The following is a 19049-nucleotide window of genomic DNA, read 5'->3' on the forward strand; positions in this document are numbered from 1 at the left end:
GGTTTTTTATTTTAACATACCTTATCAAAAACCCGCTTTAAATCAGCTGATTATCTAGCACTTTGACCGTCTCATCGGTCAGATTGCCCGCAGCTTTTTGTAGGTCAATGTAGGCATTTAGATAATCAAAATACGCATTAATCAAATCGCGTTTGGCAGCGTGATATTGGCGTTCTGCCAGTAGTGTATCTACCATCGAGCGCACCCCCAAATCATAGCCTGTTTTTGACGCTTGGGCGACGCGGCGATTAGCCTCCACGGCAACTTGCTGGGCTTTAATCGTGGCACGCTGTGCGATCAAATTTAGATAGGCTTGGCTAGTTTGAGTCATCGCAGCTTGGTACGCATAGGCGAGGCGACTTTTTGCCGCTTGCGCTTGTAGATTGCCTTGCTCAACGCCTGCGCGTGTACGGCCACCGGTATAAAACGGAAAATCCACTTCCACCCCAAAGCTATAATTGGTGCCATCAATAGCGCTAACATTATTATGGGTATAGTCTTGCCACCCCACATTGCCTACCAAATCGACACGGGGATAGGTATTGGCTTTGAGATAATCGACTTGTTTGTTAGCAATCGCCACTTGGGTTTGTGCTAGCTGAATATCGAGATTATTATTTTGTGACTGCTGCATCCAGTTGTCGATACTTTGACTTGCCACAAGATTCAAATCAGGCGGTAACTTGATACTGTCTAGCTGATTGATTGGTTGACCGGTGAGCAGTGATAACTGCTGTTTGGCATTTACGATTGCCACGTCATTGTTGGCGATAGAGGCGCTGACGCTTTCAAGCCTTGCACGGCTTTCTTCGGTATCTACCCGCGCCGCTACCCCTTGTGCGAGTCTCGCTTGCATCATGTCATTTTGTGCTTTGAGTGCGGTGAACTCGGCATTGAGGCTATCTGTCATCGCTTCAGCGCGCAATACATTGAGATAAGCTTTGCTGATTTGCTCGATGAGTTGTTGGTGCTGCTGTAATAGCTGGATGTCATTGGCTTGACTGGCGAGCACGGCTTTTTCATAGTTTGCCCATTTATCAGCACGAAACAAGGCTTGGCGCAGTCCGATACCAATTTGGCTTGCGGTATTGCCCGTGTCAGGGATGCTATCGTCTTTGGGATAAAACTGGTTATGTTTGACACTGCCTTGTAGTCCCACTTGCGGCAGCATATCGCCAAACGCTAGCTGCACATTTTTTTGCGTTGCCAAATAGTCATATTGCTGCCCTGCCCAATTGCCATTGGTGCGCTGGGCGGCACTATACAACTCCCACAAATCCTTTGCCATCGCGGCTGGACTGAGGGACATCGACCCTATCAATGACACTGCCATCGCCCCTAACCGCCATCGGGCGCCAGGCGCTTTACGATTCCACAAACAGATGCATTCCATATCAATAATTACAACATTTTCAACAACCAAGGAGCCTCTATCATACCGATAGTTGTCAAAAAAATCAGTAATTTAGTGCAGTAAATCATCGGTACAAAATGGCTAAAAATCTATTAGGTAAACCTGTGAGTTTTTGTTAATATGGAGGTATTGACTCGGGGTGCAGTTGGATGACATACCAACGGCTGAGACATACCCGCCGAACCTGACACGGTTAATACCGTTGTAGGGAAGTCGTCTATTAGGTTAGTTAGACCAGTATTTTTCTAGAATCAGCCTTTTACTAGAACCAGTTTTTTCTAGAATCAGTTTTTTTAGAAACAGTCACACTCACCTATCTTCGCCCGAGTCCAGCAAACCATCACTTCATAACATAACATGGACTCGCTATGAACCAACTTACCAACGTTACTCACAAAACCCCTGCCCACCGTGACCCTACCGATGACCGCTTTGAAGAAGAAGCGCGTGATTTGACGCGCGCCTTGCCGGCATCTCGCAAAGTCTACATCCAAGGCTCACGCCCTGACATCCAAGTACCGATGCGGGAAATCACCTTGACCGATACCCCGGTGGGCGGTTTTGGCAAGGCAGAAGGCGAAAAAAACCCACCGTTTTATGTGTATGACACCTCAGGAGTATATACTGACCCCAACGTCGAAATTGACCTGACCAAAGGCTTACCAAAACTGCGTCAAGCTTGGATAGAAGCGCGCGGCGACACCGAGCAGCTTGCCAAACTGTCAAGCCAATACGGCAATGAGCGTGCCAATGACATCGCCACGGCTAACCTGCGCTTTGGGCATATCGACAAGCCAAGACGGGCAATCAATGGCAAAAACGTCACCCAAATGCACTACGCCAAACAAGGCATCATCACCCCAGAGATGGAATACATCGCCATCCGTGAAACCCAAAAGCAGCACGACCTAACTGATGGGCGTCAGCACGCTGGTAACAACTTTGGTGCCAATACCCCCAAACTCATCACCCCAGAATTTGTGCGTGCCGAAGTCGCTGCGGGACGGGCGATTATCCCCAATAACATCAACCATCCCGAATTAGAACCGATGATTATTGGGCGCAATTTCTTGGTTAAAATCAATGCCAATATCGGTAATTCAGCACTGGGCTCTAGTATTGATGAAGAAGTTGCCAAAATGACCTGGGCTACCCGTTGGGGCGCGGATACCATCATGGACTTATCAACCGGTAAGCATATCCATGAAACCCGTGAATGGATTATCCGTAACTCCCCCGTGCCCATCGGTACCGTACCGATTTATCAAGCCCTAGAAAAAGTGGATGGTGTTGCCGAAGATTTGACATGGGACATCTTTAAAGACACCTTGATTGAACAAGCCGAGCAAGGCGTCGATTATTTTACCATTCACGCGGGTGTACTACTGCGCTATGTACCGGTGACCGCCAATCGTTTGACAGGCATCGTGTCACGCGGCGGCTCGATTATGGCACAGTGGTGTCTTGCCCATCATAAAGAGAATTTTCTTTATACCCACTTTGAAGAAATTTGCGAGATTATGAAAGCCTACGATGTGGCGTTTAGTCTGGGTGATGGTTTGCGCCCCGGTTGCCTACAAGACGCCAACGATGATGCGCAGTTTGGTGAGCTCAAAACCTTGGGCGAGCTGACCCAAGTGGCATGGCAGCATGACGTACAGGTCATGATTGAAGGTCCAGGGCACGTTGCCATGAACCGTATCAAAGAAAACATGGATTTACAGCTTGAAGTCTGTAAAGAAGCGCCTTTTTACACACTTGGACCTTTGACGACGGATATCGCGCCAGGCTACGACCATATCACATCTGCGATTGGTGCGGCGATGATTGGTTGGTACGGGACGGCCATGCTGTGCTATGTCACACCAAAAGAGCATTTGGGCTTACCCAATAAAAAGGATGTCAAAGACGGTATCATCACTTACAAAATCGCGGCGCACGCGGCAGATTTGGCAAAAGGACACCCAGGTGCCCAAGCGCGGGATAACGCCTTGTCAAAAGCGCGTTTTGAGTTTCGCTGGGATGACCAGTTTAATCTGAGCCTAGACCCAGACACGGCTCGTGAATTCCATGATGAAACTTTGCCAAAAGAAGCGCATAAATCAGCGCATTTTTGCTCGATGTGTGGTCCAAAATTCTGCTCGATGAAAATTACCCAAAACGTGCGGGATTATGCCGCAGGGCTTGAATTTAATAAACCACAGCTTGGGCAAGACATTACCCCTGATACAGGCGAGTTATCGGATGCCAGCCACGCTATCAAGCAGGTGGATACTGAATTGGTCGGGCAAGTCGGTGAAGCGTCTGCCGATGAAATCCGCCTAGGTATGGAGCAGATGAAGCAAAAATTTATTGAGGAAGGTAAGCAGCTGTATAAAGAAGTTTAAACATAAAAAAAGGTAGCTTAAAATTTAAGCTACCTTTTTTAAGCGTCATTAAATTAAAGATTATTATTCATTCTTAATTCTGCTAGACCAAGTTCCATTTCCATGCCTTTGTAAGCAGCTGAACTTTTTCCTACAGATTGTGGATCGTAATTATTATCCTTAATGGTACTAATTAACATTCCACAATGATCTTTAAGGTTATTTTCGATGAAACCTTCCATATTAGGAATTTTCCAAGAAACTTCATCAGCTTTAATTTGTATTAGCTCATTTAAAGCTACAATAATTGGCATAATAAAGGCATCAGGATACTTATACTCTGAAGTTAAAGAATAAAATTTTGTCTTGTAGAAATTTTTAATTACTTTACCTTCTTTATCTTTTTTCTGAGTTACGCTTGAAATTCTTCCAAAGCTACCTTGAGACTTATTATAAATTTCGGGAAATTTCTGATAAATCAAATCATACAATTTAGGTATATCATGCATTAACTTAAATGCATTTAATATGACTGCTGGTAATTTCAACTCACCATCTTGGTCAGTGTATCTTTCAATAAGTAATGAAAATGCTTCAACACATTGTTCCTTACTGTTATAAATCATGGTAGGGTTAATTGTTCTAAAATGACTTTCTAATCTATTATTTCGTTGTAAAGCTATTAAAGGAATCAAAGCTAAAGAGACAATATCGTTTCTTTTAATTGTTTTTCTAACATCATTGTCTTTCCATTCAACTTTGACATCAAGTTCTGGATCTATAACATCTTTAAGTACATTATAATACCCTTTATGATCAGCTTTGGTTCCACTACTCAATGCGTAATTATTATTTCTCGCATCAGAGATTTCAAAAACTTTATCAGAAAAAATGTCCTCTCTATTTTGTTGAGGATAGATGATCTCAATCGAAACTAAAAAATCTAAATCCGCTAGAATGGTTTCAACACCTTCTCTATACTTTTCCCATACTGGCTTAAAATCATCCCAATGTTTGACTCTTTTAAATTCAATGGGCTCAGGTAATTCTTTTGACTCAAAATATTTTTGTAGTAAATACATTCCGATAGCCAACATATTATGTCCGCCATCTAATAAGCCATCAGTAATTGGATCTTGAACTCTCATTTTAAATCTTCCTCTTTCTAAAGGCTCACATACACCTGTAGATAGAAGAAATCCTTTAGATTTAAACACCATATATTCTGGTGAATGATCCAAAGTTTCTTGAATTGAATTTGTAATCTTATTGATTTTAGATTTTCGAGGGTTAGCAGTAAGCTGCATTGTATCAATGAGCTTAGCTACATTTTGAGGGTTAGCTGTAGCTATCACTTTATTAATTTCTTCGAAATTAAATATAGCGTGGTTTTCAGTTTTGATAGTAACAAAATTCATAATACTTCTCCAATCAATAATTATAAATTGGAAAAGCCATTGAAATACTTCATCATTTCAATAAAGACAATATTTAAGTTTTTCAGTAGGCTTTTCAGCTTTTTCAGCCACTTTTCAGCAGCATCTCAATGCTAATTGTAAAAAGTAATTTTGTCAACAAATTTTATATCATTTCTTCAAGCCCAAAACATCTTGCATATCAAACTGTCCTGTTTGCTGCTCATTGACCCACACCGCAGCACGCACCGCACCTGCAGCAAAGGTCATGCGCTCACGGGCTTTATGGGTGATTTCAACCATCTCGCCATCGGCGATAAACATCACCGTATGGTCGCCGACAATCTCGCCACCGCGAATGGCATGGATACCAATCTCGCCTGCTTTTCGTGCGCCAGTTTGACCTTCGCGGCCATAAATCGCCACGTCTTTTAGGTTTTGACCGCGTCCTTTGGCAACCACTTCAGCCATCATATAAGCGGTGCCCGATGGCGCATCAATTTTGTGTTTATGGTGGGCTTCGATAACTTCAACATCGGCGCTGTCGCCAAATGCTTTGGCAGCCATTTCAAGCAGTTTAAGGGTTAAATTTACTCCAGTTGAGTAGTTGCCCGCATACACGATGGCAATTTTTTCACTTGCCTGTTTTAAGATGGCGTTTTGTTCATCGTTTAAGCCTGTTGTCCCAATGACCATATTGACACCTTTGGCAGCACAAAGTTGTAAGTTTTTGGCAGTCGACTCAGGCAAGCTAAAATCTATGAGCACATCAATATCATCAATGACCCCTGCCAAGTCATCGACCAAAGCCACATTAGTTTTGTCGAGATTAACTAGCTCGCCTGCATCCACGCCCAACAAGCTTGAACCTTGACGCTCTATCGCCCCTGCAAGGGTAGTTTGTGGGTTTTGTGCCACCGCTTGAATCAGCATACGTCCCATGCGCCCACCTGCGCCTATGACCCCGATTTTTACCATTTGCTTATCCTTTATCTAGCCTGATTACCTAGTGTAACTTTCTAATCTGATTTTCTAGCCTGATTACCTAGCATAACTTTTTAAGTTCAAATCATAACAGCTTGTTTCGCTGAATCCTAGCTTAACTCAATACTGACTTATGCCAAAAAAAACCCTTGCAATCATTACAAGGGTTCGATGTTTCACGTGAAACATCTATAAAACACTATAAACCAATAAAACCTAGTCAAACAAGTCTTTGACATCTTCTTTAAGTTTATCAAAGAAAGATTTTTTCTGGGGCGATTGTTGATGGTCACCCATGGATGATTGTAGCTGACGAAGTAGCTCTTTTTGTTCATTGTTGAGATTGGTTGGTGTCTCAACCACCACACGGCATAACAAGTCACCTTTCATCGTCGTGCGCACGGGGGTAACGCCTTTGCCTTTGATACGGAATACTTTGTGGCTTTGGGTGCCTTCGGGAATGCGTAAATTGATACGTCCTTCAAGCGTTGGTACTTCCACCTCACGACCTAAAGCTGCATCTGCAAAGCTAATTGGCACATCCATGTATAAGTCAGCGCCTTCACGGGTAAAAATAGGGTGCTGTGCCACACGGATTTCAACATACAAGTCACCGCTTTCACCGCCTGTAATCGCTTCACCTTCGCCCGTTAAACGTACCCGATCGCCATTGTCGATACCGGCAGGAATGGTGACTTCAAGGGTGCGTGATTTTTCTTTAACACCCGAGCCATGACAGTCATGGCAAGGATTTTTGATTTGTTTACCTGAGCCGCCACAGTTGGGGCAGGTTTGTTGCACAGCAAAAAAGCCTTGCTGCATACGTACCACGCCTACGCCGCCACAAGTTGTGCAGGTCACGATATCGCTGCTGTCTTTGGCGCCCTTACCATCACAAGTTTCACAAGGGGCAGGTGCGGTAAAGGTAATTTCTTTTTTTGCCCCTTGCACCGCTTCTTCAAGCGTCAAATCGAGCATATAGCGTAAATCTGAACCGCGTCTGCTACGTCCACCCCCTGTGCGACCGCCAAAAATGTCGCCAAAAATGTCTTGGAAGCCGCCCGCACTGCCACCACGACCGCCGCCCATACCACCAAAAATATCGCCAAAAATGTCTTGGAAGTTGCCACCGCCAAAGCCGCCACCGCCCATGCCATTCTCAAACGCGGAATGCCCCATACGGTCATACGCTGAACGTTTGCTATCATCACTGAGCACTTCGTATGCCATCGAGGCTTCTTTGAATTTTTCTTCAGCGGCAGGGTCATCAGGGTTACGGTCTGGATGATATTTCATCGCAAGTTTGCGGTAGGCTTTTTTGATTTCTTGTTCATTAGCGGTTTTATCTACCCCTAATACTTCATAAAAATCGCGTTTTGACATAGTAACTCCTTTGGCAGCATAGTTTTGACAGTACGGAAGAGTGGATTCGACCAGTAGCAACGTTTAACAGCTGCCAAACCTTTGAAAGACTAAAATTTAAAAATATGCAATATAGTGGCGATTTTTGTTAAATAATCAAGCAAATAATCGGCAATCAGCGCAAAAATATTTTCCTTTTTTTGCAAGAAAAATACGCAACAGCCTAGCCCGTTGTTTTAAACTAATTAGCAAACTTTAACCCTGATAATGATTTATGAAAAAACTATTATCTTTGCTAATCATTCTCGCACTGATTGTCATCGCTTGGGTATTTGCATCCCCTTATTGGGCTGTGTACCAGCTGAAAAAAGCCTATAATGCACAACAAGCAGACACCATCAGTGCAGCGATTGAATTTACGCAACTACAGCAAAGTGTCAAATCGCAGCTAACCCCTGTACTGGTGGAAAAAGCCAATCATGTGGCAAAATCCCCTATTTTTCAGATGCTCAATATCGAATTAAATCCTGATGACCTAGTAAACAAAATGGTCAATCAAGCCGTCGATAATACCGTTACGCCAGCGGGCGTACAGTATGCGTTGACAGGACAAGCGACCACCGAGTTGCTCAAAACAAATGTCAAACTGCTGGGGGGCTTGGTGGCAGTAGCGATGGATAAGATTGATATCAAAGACTTGATTTTAGCGCGCAATTCAGCTGAGCTGAATCAAAAAATTAAACAACAACTGCAATCACCTAATCCCAATGCCACCACAGCAACGTCGCAGACCCAACCGACCACACACTATTGTGGTTTTAACTGTTTTGAAGTCACCGGACAGGTGCGTGGCTATCCGTTAACGCTCCGCTTGCAGCGCCAAGGACTTATTCATTGGAAAATCGTGGGTGTGACGCTGCCGCTAAATGGTTAAAACTGGTCAATTTCTTCAGCAGTCAAAAATCGGCTTTCGCCTTTTTCTAATCCTGCTAAGGTAATGTTACCGATGCTGGCACGGTGTAGCTCAATGACTTTATTGCCAAAGTAGCCCATCATGCGTTTGACTTGGTGGTATTTGCCTTCCGTGAGTACCAGCTTGGCATGGGTAGCATCAGAAAAACTTAACTCAGCGGGTTTGGTTTTATCGTACTCGTCCTCAAGCATGATGCCTTTTGCCAATTCTTTGATAGCAAATGCCTGTTGTGCTTCAGTCATTGGCTCGGCAAGGGTCAACTCATACACCTTTGCCACATGATGTTTGGGGCTGGTGACGCGGTGCAAAAAGCCACCATCATCGCTAAGCAGCAGCGCACCCGTGGTGTCGACATCGAGTCGCCCGGCAATCCGCAAGCTACCTAGCTGGGGTACATCAATCAAGTCTGTGACAATCGGCCACTCTTTTGGCTTTAGGGTGCATTCAAAGCCTTCTGGCTTATATAACAGTAAGTAGCGATTACCCATCGCAACCGATAATGGCTCACCCGCCCATTCGATATCATCATCCACTTCATCAATATGTAGGCTTGAATCTTTGACCACCTCGCCATTGACAGTGACTTCGCCTGCGTGCAAGATTTTTTTGCAGTCTTTACGCGATAGCTCGGTGGCTTTGCTTAAAAATTTGTCTAAACGCATTTTTTTGTTATCCTAGTGCTTGTTTTGTTTATTGTAACATAGATTAACCATGACCTATTACACGCTTAGTGCCCCATGTACTGCCACACTTGAGATTAAAAAAAGCCAATTTTTGGGCTTTGGCTATCCCATTGATAGCCGCGAGCAATTAATGTTTCACGTGGAACAATTACGCAACCAGTATCCCGATGCACGCCATGTCTGCTATGGCTATACCATTAGTGACCCGCATAACACCACCTCGGCAGGCTTTGATGATGATGGTGAGCCCAGTGGTACGGCAGGCAAGCCGATTTTAAACGTGTTACAACACAAGGGCATTGGTAACTGTGTGGTCATTGTGGTGCGTTACTTTGGCGGTATCAAACTTGGTGCAGGCGGCCTGACACGTGCCTATAGTAGCACCGCACAAGCCGTGGTTGATAACATGAATTTGCACGCGTTTGTGCCGTTAAGCGTGATACTGATTGAAACCGATTTTGCCAATGAGTCCTTTGTCAGACATACATTAGACGGCTTTAATGCCACGATTTTGAAGGTTGATTATGGTAAAAATGTCGTTTTGACCGTAGAGGCTACGCAAAAGTCGGTTAAAGCACTCAGCGAAAAAATCGGCTTTTACGGGACTGTGAAAGCCAGTGAATAACCAAAAGCCAATAACCACAGCAGTAGCGTAAAAGTGCTAGCCTAGCAAAATTGTCCTCAAAAAACCTACAAAACACCCTAAACTTACCTCATAAGTCGCCATGAAAAAACTGTCAAAAAGCCGTAAAATAGTCAAAAATCATAACAATCACTAGGCATATTATGAATATTCACCAACTACCCCTAACGCCATTTCGTACCCCGTTTTTCTTAGCCAACCCCCACGTTCAAACCATTTTACCCAAGTTTATCAAACTGCCAAAACCTAACTATCAGCGTCACCTTCACCCTGACCGTACCGGCACCACCCAAGTGGCTTATGACTTTGTGTTTGCCAATACCGATAATCAGCCAAACCTTGATAAGCCATTGGCGGTGATGTTTCATGGGCTTGAAGGCAGTAGCGACAGCCATTATGCCATTGCCTTTGTCCACCAAGCGCATCGATTGGGGTATGATGCGGTTATCGTCCATTTTCGCGGCTGCGGCGGGGTGGATAATACCTCAGAATTGGACTATAACGCGGGTGATACTGCCGAAGCGGTGCATATGTTTGACCTGCTAAAAACTCAGTACGGTTATAGCCGAATTGTAGCCAGCGGCGTGTCGCTCGGCGCCAATATGCTGGCGCGTTATATGGGTGAAGAAGGCGATGCAGCTGCCTGTGAAGCAGCGGTGGTGATTTCTGCGCCCGTCGATTTGACGACTTCGGCAAAAGCCATGCATCGTTTTGTCGCCAAACGGGTGTATACGCCTTATTTGCTCAATCCTTTATTACAAAAAGCCTTCAAAAAAGTGGATGATCCATCATTAATTAATGCATTAAAAAATATCAAGATGATTGATGAGTTTGATGAGTTATATACCGCGCCGCGCCATGGTTTTGGTACAGGGGCGAATTATTACATCCAAGCCTCTGCCCTACCTGTACTCAAAAACATCACTAAACCCACGCTGATTATCACTGCCAAAGACGACCCATTTTTGGGCATTCTTGCCACCCAAGCCGATGTGTCACCTTGTGTGCGCTTACTGTATAGTCAGCATGGTGGACACGTGGGCTTTGTGCAATTACAAAACAAAAAACTCAATGTGAATTGGCTGCCTACCACCAGCTTTAAATTTTTTCAGGCTTGTACTGACTGATTGCTATGGCTTCAATAAAAAACCCCATCACAATGACGGAGCTTTTATTTATTAAAGTTAATGAGGGGTTTTTAACATTATAAAATGCCGTAATTCACCATGGCTTTAGCAATCTTATTAAAACCTGCTAGATTGGCGCCTTTTTTATAATCAATGCTCCCATCTGCTTGTTTACCATGGTTAAAACAATCGTGATGGATATTTTTCATGATGGTTTTTAATTGCTCATCAAGCACCGCAAAGGTTGCGTATTGACGTACCGAGTTTTGTGACATCTCAAGACCTGATACCGCGACCCCACCGGCATTCGAGGCTTTTCCCGGCGCATAGATGATGCCATTACTTTGGAAAATGGCGATGGCATCGGCATCACTGGGCATGTTGGCACCTTCTGCCACATATTTAACGCCATGATTGACCAGATTTTGCGCATCGTGCCCGTTGATTTCGTTTTGGGTGGCACAAGGTAGGGCAATATCGGCTTTGATATGCCATGGGCGGCTACCGTCGATCCATTCTGCGTCATCACTGGTGCCGACGAAATCTTTTAAACGTTTGCCTTGCGCTTTATAAGTTTTGAGCGCTTCAATTTGCTCTAAGGTAAAACCATGCTTGAGATATAAGGTGCCTTTTGAGTCTGATAATGTCAGTACCTGTGCGCCAAGCTCAATACATTTTTGTGCCGCATGTAACGATACATTGCCCGCACCTGAGACCAGAACAGTCTTAGCCATCAAACCGTCTTGATGGGCTTCTAGCATGTTTTGTAAAAAATACACAAGACCAAACCCCGTTGCCTCGGTACGAATCAAGCTACCCCCTTGTCCCACTGTCTTACCGGTTAATACCCCCGTAAACTCACGATTAAGCGTCTTATACATGGCAAACATATAATTAATTTCACGACCACCGACACCGATATCACCCGCAGGTACGTCTATATCTGCACCAATATAGGGCGCTAATTCTCGCATAAAGCCATAGCAAAATCGACGGATTTCGGCATCTGATTTATCTTTTGGGTCAAAGTCTGAACCGCCTTTACCCCCACCCATGGGCAGACCGGTCAATGCGTTTTTAAAGATTTGTTCAAACCCTAAAAATTTTAGTACCGAAAGATTCACACTGGGATGAAAACGGATACCGCCTTTGTAAGGGCCTAATGCATTGTTAAATTGCACACGCCAACCGCGGTTGACTTGAACATTGCCTTGGTCATCTTCCCAGTTGATACGAAATTGAATAACACGGTCAGGGTTGGTTAAGCGGTCAAATAGATTAAGGTGTTGATAAACAGTGGATTGGTCATAAACCGCTGCGATATCTTCCCAGAATTCTTCGACCGCTTGGATAAACTCTGGCTCATTGCTATGACACTGCTTTAAAATGCTTAATAACTCACTGCTTTTCATACCACTCCTCAATTCTTTAACTTCATAAAAATAGTGCAAAAACACTATTTTGGTGAATTTATAGTAACTTAGCACTGTCATAGTAATTTGTAAAACTATTTTTCTGTACCTCTTTGGCACGATGGTTTGACAAAAACTAGACATGGGTGTTTGCGAGCAAGTTTACCTGCAACTGGATTTAATAGCTGACAAAGCCTGATTTGTCCTTTAAAATTGTTAATTTTTAGCAAGGTTTAGCGGCTTTGGTTAGCCGCTAATGCGTATTTGACCTAAGGCAAACTTATGCACATTCATATTCTTGGTATTTGTGGTACCTTCATGGGTTCGTTGGCGCTGCTTGCGCGTGACCTTGGACATACCGTGACAGGCTCAGACGCCAATGTCTATCCACCAATGTCCACCCAGCTTGAAAATGCGGGTGTTGAGATTATGCAAGGGTATGCCGCTAGTCATTTACAACCTGCACCTGATTTGGTGATTGTCGGCAATGCCATGAAGCGCGGCATCGAAGCGGTTGAATATATGCTCAATGAGCGTATTCCTTATACCTCAGGCCCGCAGTTTTTGGCAGAGCAGGTATTGCAATACCGTCATGTATTAGCCGTCGCAGGCACGCATGGCAAAACCACCACTACCACGATGCTGGCGTGGATTTTACACTATGCAGGCATTGATGCCGGCTTTTTGATTGGTGGCGTGCCACTTGTTGATACCCAAGATGAACGCCTACAACAAGCGTTTGCCCACAGTAGTTATTTGGGTAGTGATAAAACTGCGGATCATGAAGGTTACTTTGTCATCGAAGCGGATGAATATGACAGTGCTTTTTTTGATAAACGCTCTAAGTTTGTCCACTATCGCCCAACCACCGCAATTTTAAACAACCTTGAATACGACCACGCCGATATCTTCCCAAACCTTGCCGCCATCCAAACCCAGTTTCATCACATGGTACGCATGATACCGTTAAATGGCAAAATCATCATGCCAGCAAATACCGAAAGCTTGGAAGAAACCCTTGAAAAAGGCTGCTGGACACCGATTTGGCGGACAGCGATTGCTAGCACTAATCCCCACGCCGATTGGCAAGCCAAGCTAGTGAAACAAGACGGCAGCCAATATGAAGTTATGTTTGATGGTCACAAAGGACAAGTCCATTGGCAGATGAGCGGGTTACATAGCGTCAATAATGGTTTAGTGGCAATTGCAGCAGCCTACAATGTTGGCGTATCGGTTGCACAAGCCTGTGAAGCCTTATCCAATTTTGCGGGCATCAAACGCCGCATGGAGCTGGTCGGCACAATTGATGACAACGGCAAACAGATAGAAGTTTATGACGACTTTGCCCACCACCCAACCGCCATTGAAACCACGCTTGATGGTGCCAAAAAACGTTTTGCGGATAACCCAAAGCGTAAAATCTGGGCGGTGATTGAACCGCGTTCAAACACCATGAAACTCGGTACCCACCAAGGTTTGCTTGCGCCGTCAGCGAGTATCGCCGACCAAGTCATTTGGTATCAACCTGCCAATCTAGATTGGTCAGTTGCCGATGCGATTGGCAATGCTGCCAACCAACAAGTGATGACATCGACCGATGCGATTATTAAGCATATTGCAAACCACATTGGCGATGACGATGCGGTGATTGTGATGTCAAATGGCGGCTTTGAAGGTATTCATGGTCGACTGGTGAAGGCACTACAGCAAGCCTAACTGTTTTAACCTTGTAAATTTGCTAGCAAAAATCGTGATTTTTTAGCATACTCATGATTATTTGTACAAATATTAGGTTACACAATGCTTACCCGAGTCATTTTTAATCAAAAAGGCGGTGTTGGTAAATCCAGCATTGCTGTCAATCTTGCCGCGATGAGTGCCCATCAAGGTTTGCGTACCTTACTCATCGACCTTGATCCCCAGTGCAACGCAACCCAATATATCATCGGCGATGCGGCCACAGACATTCATCCCGCTCATATCACTGAACCCAATATTGAAAATTTCTTTTCGCAAACCCTGCAAGCGACGTCCAGCCCCATGCCGATGATGTTTGCATTTCCATTTGGCGGTATGACGGGTAGTCGCCATCAAGGGTTGGAGCACTGTATTCACACCACCCGATTTGATAATTTATCACTGATTCCAGCCAGTCCCATGCTTGCCGATATTTTGCAGCCCCTTGAAAGCAAACATAAAATTTATAAATTAAAAGACGGCTTAAACCTTTTAAGTCAGCAGTTTGATCGGGTGTACATTGATACACCACCGGCGTTTAACTTTTTTACTTTGTCGGCATTGATCGCAGCTGATCGTGTTATCGTCCCGTTTGATTGTGATATTTTCTCCAAACGCGCGCTACAAACCTTGGTGCAAAATATCTTAGAGACGCGCCAAGACCATAATAGCGACTTGTTAATTGAAGGCATTATCGTCAATCAGTTTGACCCACGCGCCAATTTACCCAAAGAAGTGGTACAAACGTTGGTCAATGAAGGCTATCCTGTGTATGACACCAAACTTAGCCCTTCGATTATCATGAAACAATCCCACCATCAAAGCTTACCGCTGATTTATTTGGACGCTAAACATAAACTCACCCAGCAATACGCTGCGCTTTATCAAGAAATCGAATCCAGATAACGGAACTTACATTTAATCGTCTCTACTGACATAGCATTACATTAAATAAAAAATCCTCTTAATACTTCAAAGAGAACTTACATAATTAACAAACCAACATTTTAAATCCTGATAGCTTGTCTATAAAATGACAGTCATCAGAGAGGCAGTTATTAGTTAAAACCATAAATATATAGTGAAAACTGAATTATATCGAACAGGGTCGTTCGTGGTAGGCCTGTCGAACCATAACGACCGTTACCCTTAGACAAGCTCAGGGCAAACGGTGCTTACTATAATTTAGGATTGACTATAACAATTTAGCGCTGTAACGCCTGCCAATCGATTAGGCAACAAAATAAGTTAAAAATTAGACAAGTTAAAAAATTAGGAGTGTTAAAATGAGCTTTATTTATATGATTATCATGGGTCTTATCGTTGGCGTTATCGCGCGTGCTATCAAGCCAGGTGCGGACGCAATGGGTTGGATTCTTACCATTGTACTGGGTATTATTGGTGCGCTAGTAGGCGGCTTCTTAGCAGGTATGCTAGGTATGAATGCCAATGGTGGCTTTACCGGTCTAATTTTCTCAGTCATTGGCGCCATTATTGTGCTATTCGTTTATGAGTTAGCGACGGGTAAACGCCGTATTGGTTAATGCTGTATTAATTAATTAAGCAATCAATTTAAAAAATCGGTAGTGGTTTGAAAAGTATGCTGAAGTAGAAATAAAAAAGACAGCTTGAGAAAAAGATGATAATTTGAGGTTATGAAGACACAAATTACAATCAGATGCCCAAGCTGTCTTGGCTTAAGTATAAAGAAAAACGGCTGGAAAATCTATGGCAAGCAGAACTATCAATGCAAAGACTGTCATCGACAATTCATTCATGAAACGGAGCTAAGTTACCAAGGCTGTAAAAGCGATATTGATGACAAGATACGTTTAATGTTAGTACGAGGCTGTAGTGTTGCTGACATTGTTGTCATTGAGAAAGTTAGCAAGTACAAAGTATTAAGCGTTTTGGTCAATTCAAACCATGATATAAAACCCAAACAACGGTATTATCGAAAACTGCAAGTTGATGAGTTTTGGACATATGTGGGGCACAAGAAAAACAAGGTATGGCTTGTTTATGCCTATGACCCAGAAACAAGTGAGATTGTTGCCTTCGTATGGGGTAAACGTAATCTAAAGACGGCTAGAGAGCTAAGAGCCAAGCTTGAAAAAATGGGCGTTGACTTTGGCTATATCTGCTGTGATAACTGGGATAGTTTTTTAACCGCCTTTGATTTTGACTTTAAACAAGTAGGTAAACGCCATACGGTTGATATTGAAGGCAACAACAATCGCTTTAGGCAAAGGCTTAGGCGTGTATTCCGAAAGACGTGTTGTTTTTCTAAGAAATTAGAAAATCATTTTAAAGTATTCGATTTACTGTTTCACTATGTCAATTATGGCTGGGTATAGTGAGCATACTTTTTATACCACAGCCAAAAAATCAATTAAAAAAAGGCATTTAATTTAAATGCCTTTTTTATTGGCTAAAATTTTCTGAACACACGGTATCTCAGCTTGGTATTTTGGGCTTAATTTTTTTTCAGTTTAATTTTTTTTGCGGTCATTGTCTCACTAAGTTTAGAATCTCAGCTTAGAATAATGCTATATTGTTAACTTGGTTTTTAGCACCAGATACCTACTAGACCCCTACTAGACACTGATGAGATACTAAGGTAAACACTTTCATGGAACAATTTGTCAATTTTGACACGCAAAATGGCGTTTTAGAAATCCAATTTAATCGTGCTGATAAAAAAAATGCCCTAACCAATGCCATGTACCAAGCCGTACAAACTGCGATGGAGCAGGCAAAAAGTGACGATAATATTCGAGTGATTTTGTTTACGTCAACCGGTGATTTTTTTACCGCAGGCAATGATCTTGTCGATTTTTTAAACAAAGCAGAAAATGACGATGCCAAGCTTAATGCGTTAGATTTTGTGCAGTTTTTGGGTGATTATCCCAAACCCATTGTGGCAGCGGTGACAGGCTCAGGCGTTGGCATTGGCTTGACGCTACTACTTCATTGTGATTTGGTGTATATCGTAGAAAACGCTAAATTATTAGCCCCATTTGTGGATTTATCGTTGGTGCCAGAAGCAGGTTCGACCCTTTTGCTGACGCAAAAAATTGGTTATCAGCGTGCCTTTGAGGTGTTTGTGATGGGTGAAAAAATCACAGGCAAACAGGCAGTTGAATTGGGCTTAGCCAACCAAGCTTTTGCTAGTAGCGATGAGGTGCTAAGCACGGCGCGCCAAAAAGCAGAAATACTTGCCAAAAAATCGATGTCATCGGTACGACAAACCAAAGACTTGATGCGTAATGCCACGGAAATCCTAGCGCGTATCCAACAAGAAAACATTCACTTTAGTAACCGTCTGCAGACGGATGAAGTTAAAGCGATACTGCGCAAATTTGTCCATAAATAGTAAAGCAAAAGAGAACAATAATGCAAAAAAGCCTTTTAACTAGCAAATTAAAAGGCATTTATTTGAGTCAATTTATTAGCCAATTTATTAGATAGGCATTATTTGGCTACGACAAACTGTTCAATTTGCGCACGCACCAAATTTGCATCATTATCAAGCACAGTCACATACTGCGCCAAGCTTTCGATATTATCGGTATGCTTGGGACGGGGAATGTCAAGTTGACCGACAGCTTCGGTGATGGTCTCGGCAAATTTTGCTGGCAAGGCGGTTTCAGCGCAGACAATGACTTCACCCTCTTTGCGTACTTCACGTGCCACTTTTATCCCATCAGCGGTGTGCGGGTCAATTAACTGATTGTCTTCGGCATACACTTGTTTGATCGTGGCGATACGGTCGGCATGCGTTGATTTACCCGATGCAAAGCCATATTTGCCATTGATGTTCGCCATCAAATCCGACATATCAAAGCCTTTACCTGCGTTGACATCCTGCCAAAGCGTATGGATTTTTTCGCCATTTTTCTCAGCGAGCAAGTACACAAAACGCTCAAAATTTGACGCTTTTGAAATATCCATCGATGGGCTTGATGTCACATAAGTCTTGTCGGCGGTACGGGGGCTATATTTGCCAGTAGTAAAAAAGTCGTGCAGAACGTCGTTTTCGTTGGTGGCAACGATTAAACGGTCGATGGGTAATCCCATTTCACGGGCAATATGTCCCGCGCAGATATTACCAAAGTTACCCGATGGCACGCAGAAACTGACCTTTTGGCTGTTGTCGGTGGTGCTGGCAAAATAACCTTTAAAATAGTAGACGATTTGCGCGAGGATACGACCCCAGTTAATAGAGTTGACAGTCCCAAGGCTGTATTTGGCTTTAAACTTAGCATCTTGCTGCAGGGCTTTTACGATATCCTGGCAATCATCGAACATACCTTTGATAGCGATGTTATGGATATTTTTGTCATCGAGGCTATACATTTGTGCGCGTTGGAATTCACTCATTTTGCCATGGGGTGACATCATGAACACTTCGATATTGTCTTTGCCGCGCAACGCATATTCAGCGGCCGATCCTGTATCGCCTGATGTGGCGCCGATGATGGTCAGACGCTCATTTTTTTTCTTTAACACATATTCAAAAGCATTGCCCAAAAACTGCATGGCGATGTCTTTGAATGCCAATGTGGGACCGTTTGATAATTCGATGATTTTGATGCCATCTTTGAGTGTACGAACAGGGGTGATATCGGGATTGCCAAATGCCTGCACGGTGTAAGTTTTATCAATCAGTGTTTTTAAATCGTCTTTTGGGATATCGGTGGCAAATAATTGCATGATTTCAAAGGCAAGCTCAGGGTAGCTTAAAGTGCGCCATTGGGTGAGGGTTGCTTCATTAATCTGTGGGTATTCTTCAGGTAGCATTAAACCGCCATCTGGAGCAAGCCCCATCAGTAACACATCACTAAATTGCATAGGGGCCGTTTTGCCACGGGTGCTGATATAGTTCATCTTTCCATCCATTTAATCAATTTGATGCAGTTTAGCATAAACC

The 19049-nt window shown here is 43.5% G+C and carries 16 protein-coding genes and 1 riboswitch; of the genes, 9 read left to right on the forward strand and 7 right to left on the reverse strand.

The annotated features are described in order from the left end of the window. Positions 1 to 37 precede the first annotated feature (37 nt). Complete coding sequence (locus tag ACAM39_RS11260) at positions 38 to 1378, reverse strand: TolC family protein (protein WP_369627739.1); 1341 nt, start codon at positions 1376 to 1378, stop codon at positions 38 to 40. A 161-nt stretch (positions 1379 to 1539) separates the two neighbouring features. Beyond that, positions 1540 to 1642, forward strand: a riboswitch (TPP riboswitch). A 140-nt stretch (positions 1643 to 1782) separates the two neighbouring features. Here ACAM39_RS11260 and thiC point away from each other — a divergent pair. Continuing rightward, on the forward strand, positions 1783 to 3801 hold the full coding sequence (gene thiC, locus ACAM39_RS11265; RefSeq protein WP_369627740.1) for a phosphomethylpyrimidine synthase ThiC: 2019 nt from the start codon (positions 1783 to 1785) through the stop codon (positions 3799 to 3801). Positions 3802 to 3854: 53 nt separating this feature from the next. Here thiC and ACAM39_RS11270 read toward each other — a convergent pair whose 3' ends face one another. The 3 genes from ACAM39_RS11270 to dnaJ all read right to left on the reverse strand — a co-directional run bounded on the left by ACAM39_RS11270 (position 3855) and on the right by dnaJ (position 7562). Further along, positions 3855 to 5198 carry a hypothetical protein gene (locus ACAM39_RS11270; protein WP_369627741.1) on the reverse strand — a complete coding sequence of 448 codons (1344 nt, stop codon included), beginning with the start codon at positions 5196 to 5198 and terminating at the stop codon, positions 3855 to 3857. A gap of 168 nt (positions 5199 to 5366) precedes the next feature. Then, positions 5367 to 6173: a 4-hydroxy-tetrahydrodipicolinate reductase gene (gene dapB, locus ACAM39_RS11275; protein ID WP_369627742.1), complete on the reverse strand. Its 807-nt coding sequence runs from the start codon at positions 6171 to 6173 to the stop codon at positions 5367 to 5369. 222 nt (positions 6174 to 6395) lie between these two features. Then, positions 6396 to 7562, reverse strand: coding sequence for a molecular chaperone DnaJ (dnaJ, locus tag ACAM39_RS11280; protein ID WP_369627743.1), 1167 nt, complete (start codon positions 7560 to 7562; stop codon positions 6396 to 6398). 253 nt (positions 7563 to 7815) lie between these two features. Here dnaJ and ACAM39_RS11285 point away from each other — a divergent pair, with 253 nt between their 5' ends. Beyond that, a complete protein-coding gene (locus ACAM39_RS11285; RefSeq protein WP_369627744.1) occupies positions 7816 to 8475 on the forward strand; it encodes a DUF2939 domain-containing protein in 660 nt (219 codons plus the stop codon). Here the strand turns inward: ACAM39_RS11285 and ACAM39_RS11290 are convergent. Further along, entirely contained in the window at positions 8472 to 9176 is a 705-nt protein-coding gene (locus ACAM39_RS11290; protein ID WP_100274327.1) for a pseudouridine synthase, read from the reverse strand. The two genes, ACAM39_RS11285 and ACAM39_RS11290, sit on opposite strands and share 4 nt — an antisense overlap. 49 nt (positions 9177 to 9225) lie before the next feature. On the opposite strand from ACAM39_RS11290, the gene ACAM39_RS11295 reads away from it, so the two are divergent. Both ACAM39_RS11295 and ACAM39_RS11300 read left to right on the forward strand, forming a co-directional pair. Next, positions 9226 to 9822 (forward strand): YigZ family protein, encoded by a 597-nt coding sequence (locus tag ACAM39_RS11295; protein ID WP_369627745.1) that lies wholly within the window; start codon positions 9226 to 9228, stop codon positions 9820 to 9822. 161 nt (positions 9823 to 9983) lie between these two features. Further along, a complete protein-coding gene (locus ACAM39_RS11300) occupies positions 9984 to 10967 on the forward strand; it encodes a YheT family hydrolase (protein ID WP_369627746.1) in 984 nt (327 codons plus the stop codon). A 77-nt stretch (positions 10968 to 11044) separates the two neighbouring features. Here the strand turns inward: ACAM39_RS11300 and gdhA are convergent, their stop codons facing one another. After that, a complete protein-coding gene (gdhA, locus tag ACAM39_RS11305; protein WP_369627747.1) occupies positions 11045 to 12379 on the reverse strand; it encodes an NADP-specific glutamate dehydrogenase in 1335 nt (444 codons plus the stop codon). Between the two features lie 282 nt (positions 12380 to 12661). On the opposite strand from gdhA, the gene mpl reads away from it, so the two are divergent. The 5 genes from mpl (at position 12662) to ACAM39_RS11330 (ending at position 17492) form a co-directional block, all read left to right on the forward strand. Continuing rightward, complete coding sequence (gene mpl / locus ACAM39_RS11310) at positions 12662 to 14095, forward strand: UDP-N-acetylmuramate:L-alanyl-gamma-D-glutamyl-meso-diaminopimelate ligase (RefSeq protein WP_309575246.1); 1434 nt, start codon at positions 12662 to 12664, stop codon at positions 14093 to 14095. A gap of 84 nt (positions 14096 to 14179) precedes the next feature. Then, entirely contained in the window at positions 14180 to 15022 is an 843-nt protein-coding gene (locus tag ACAM39_RS11315) for a ParA family protein (protein ID WP_369627748.1), read from the forward strand. Between the two features lie 380 nt (positions 15023 to 15402). Then, the gene (locus tag ACAM39_RS11320; protein WP_036601338.1) at positions 15403 to 15660 is read left to right on the forward strand and encodes a GlsB/YeaQ/YmgE family stress response membrane protein; all 258 of its coding nucleotides are present in this window, start codon (positions 15403 to 15405) and stop codon (positions 15658 to 15660) included. Between the two features lie 111 nt (positions 15661 to 15771). Further along, entirely contained in the window at positions 15772 to 16473 is a 702-nt protein-coding gene (locus ACAM39_RS11325; protein ID WP_369627291.1) for an IS1 family transposase, read from the forward strand. Positions 16474 to 16748: 275 nt separating this feature from the next. Then, positions 16749 to 17492, forward strand: coding sequence for an enoyl-CoA hydratase-related protein (locus ACAM39_RS11330; RefSeq protein ID WP_369627749.1), 744 nt, complete (start codon positions 16749 to 16751; stop codon positions 17490 to 17492). A gap of 98 nt (positions 17493 to 17590) precedes the next feature. Here the strand turns inward: ACAM39_RS11330 and thrC are convergent, their stop codons facing one another. Then, positions 17591 to 19006, reverse strand: coding sequence for a threonine synthase (gene thrC, locus ACAM39_RS11335; protein WP_369627750.1), 1416 nt, complete (start codon positions 19004 to 19006; stop codon positions 17591 to 17593). Positions 19007 to 19049: the final 43 nt, after the last annotated feature.

It is taken from the genome of Moraxella sp. K02 (genome assembly GCF_041154755.1).
GTDB lineage: Bacteria > Pseudomonadota > Gammaproteobacteria > Pseudomonadales > Moraxellaceae > Faucicola.

Bases quoted from the DNA above. Each gene is read 5' to 3' on its own strand.
- thiC (WP_369627740.1), top strand. From the start codon at position 1,783: ATGAACCAACTTACCAACGTTACTCACAAAACCCCTGCCCACCGTGAC.
- ACAM39_RS11270 (WP_369627741.1), bottom strand. From the start codon at position 5,198: ATGAATTTTGTTACTATCAAAACTGAAAACCACGCTATATTTAATTTC.
- dapB (WP_369627742.1), bottom strand. From the start codon at position 6,173: ATGGTAAAAATCGGGGTCATAGGCGCAGGTGGGCGCATGGGACGTATG.
- dnaJ (WP_369627743.1), bottom strand. From the start codon at position 7,562: ATGTCAAAACGCGATTTTTATGAAGTATTAGGGGTAGATAAAACCGCT.
- ACAM39_RS11285 (WP_369627744.1), top strand. From the start codon at position 7,816: ATGAAAAAACTATTATCTTTGCTAATCATTCTCGCACTGATTGTCATC.
- ACAM39_RS11290 (WP_100274327.1), bottom strand. From the start codon at position 9,176: ATGCGTTTAGACAAATTTTTAAGCAAAGCCACCGAGCTATCGCGTAAA.
- ACAM39_RS11295 (WP_369627745.1), top strand. From the start codon at position 9,226: ATGACCTATTACACGCTTAGTGCCCCATGTACTGCCACACTTGAGATT.
- ACAM39_RS11300 (WP_369627746.1), top strand. From the start codon at position 9,984: ATGAATATTCACCAACTACCCCTAACGCCATTTCGTACCCCGTTTTTC.
- gdhA (WP_369627747.1), bottom strand. From the start codon at position 12,379: ATGAAAAGCAGTGAGTTATTAAGCATTTTAAAGCAGTGTCATAGCAAT.
- mpl (WP_309575246.1), top strand. From the start codon at position 12,662: ATGCACATTCATATTCTTGGTATTTGTGGTACCTTCATGGGTTCGTTG.
- ACAM39_RS11315 (WP_369627748.1), top strand. From the start codon at position 14,180: ATGCTTACCCGAGTCATTTTTAATCAAAAAGGCGGTGTTGGTAAATCC.
- ACAM39_RS11320 (WP_036601338.1), top strand. From the start codon at position 15,403: ATGAGCTTTATTTATATGATTATCATGGGTCTTATCGTTGGCGTTATC.
- ACAM39_RS11325 (WP_369627291.1), top strand. From the start codon at position 15,772: ATGAAGACACAAATTACAATCAGATGCCCAAGCTGTCTTGGCTTAAGT.
- ACAM39_RS11330 (WP_369627749.1), top strand. From the start codon at position 16,749: ATGGAACAATTTGTCAATTTTGACACGCAAAATGGCGTTTTAGAAATC.
- thrC (WP_369627750.1), bottom strand. From the start codon at position 19,006: ATGAACTATATCAGCACCCGTGGCAAAACGGCCCCTATGCAATTTAGT.